Here is a 1,608-nt window from a genome sequence, read left to right on the forward strand (position 1 = left end):
TTCCTACGATTAGTCAAGTATTATTTTTAAAAAGTAGATGATTATTATACTGATTTTACTTTCGTGCATAGGAAATAAACCTCAGTTATTTAGTTTTTTAAACTGAGGGTATCCGTGATATACTAGTATATATTATTGGTCCATAGAGACCGCGTACGAGTAATCGTACTTTGTATTGTTCCTGGCCATGGAATAGATACATTTTAGTAGCTTATTCATACAAGCTACAACGGCAACCTTATCCTTTTTAGGTATGGGTTGCTTTTTTAATTTGTAATAATAATCGACTATATGGTTTGGTCCAGACTTTTGTTGGCGGATCATGTTTCGTATAATAAGATATAAAATCTTCCTTCCTTTTGGATTTCCCCGTTTATTAATGTGATCTTGTCCAGCGTATTTTCCAGATTGATATCTTCGAATATCTATACCTATAAACGCGTTTACCTTTTTGTGATTAGAAAAGCGTGAAAGGTCACCTATCTCACCAATTAGAAGAGCTGCGCTAATTCCCCCTATTCCTGGGAGACTTTTGAGTAATTCAAACTCGGAAAGTTTTTCTGACTTCTTAATCATCTGGTGAGTGAGTTGTTCTTTTTCCTCTAATAAGTGAAGTAATTGCCTTGCGTAATACCGCACTTTTTGGGTTTGGATACTGCTTGAAGAAACAGCTGGATAAGAGTTCCGAGCGTATTCTATTATTTGATGTGCCTTCTCTTTTGCACGATTCTCTGATATTTTTTTCGATGTACTTTTTATCAATCGATTTTTTATTATTGTCGAGCTTGATTGTAAGACTAATTCTGGATGAGGAAATAACTCTATTAATGTTAAGGCATAAGGTGTAACCCTACTGGAGAAGAATTGTTCAAGCTCTGGAAAACTTAATTGAATTGCATTATGTAAGTACATCCGAATACGTTTTATTTCTACTTCAACTTCTTGGTAGAATCGAGATAAATCTCTAAGATCATTATATATATCTGGTTGCTGGACCTTCTCTGGACGGTGATTATCTTGGTGGGTTTGTGCCAGTCTATGAGCATCATGCTTGTCCGTTTTCCAACTTCTTAACGTTCCTTTTTCTAATTGTTTTTTGGCCTCCAGAGGGTTTAATACAGTGTAGCGCAGCTGGTTCCTTTCACAAAAAGTTTCCACTGGTTTTGAATAAATACCGGTTGATTCGAAAACTAGAGTTGGGTCTTCTGGAAGAAGTTGAATTTCATCAAGCAAAGTTTGAAACCCAAATTGATTATGAAGAATCTCCCCTTCCAAAAGACACGTTTGGCCCTCATAGACAACTATGTAACTTTTCCCCATAGAAATATCCAAAGCAATAACATATCCCAATTTTATCCTCTCTCTTCTCTATTAATTTGAAAGATCTTCACTTATTCATTTCGATTCCAATTTCCTACACGAGCTCCATGGCCCCAACATACTTAAACCTGATTCAAAAATGAAAGTGAAGAAGCTCGGTTTTTGATACGGATTCAATGATCCCTGAGGCTGATCGAGCTTTCTTTCACTTCTCACTATAACTCTAAAAAGAAAAATAGTGGGCAAAATCATCCGTCGATGATCTTACCCACTAATCTTAGTATGTTT

At 35.8% G+C, this 1,608-nt stretch carries 1 protein-coding gene; it reads right to left on the bottom strand.

The window, feature by feature from the left end:
* Window positions 1-132 precede the first annotated feature (132 nt).
* Window positions 133-1,350: an IS110 family RNA-guided transposase gene (locus TE34_RS09840; RefSeq protein ID WP_047984654.1), complete on the bottom strand. Its 1,218-nt coding sequence runs from the start codon at window positions 1,348-1,350 to the stop codon at window positions 133-135.
* Window positions 1,351-1,608 lie beyond the last annotated feature (258 nt).

Source organism: Ornithinibacillus californiensis (genome assembly GCF_001038485.1).
In the GTDB taxonomy this organism is placed as follows: Bacteria; Bacillota; Bacilli; order Bacillales; family Amphibacillaceae; genus Ornithinibacillus; species Ornithinibacillus californiensis.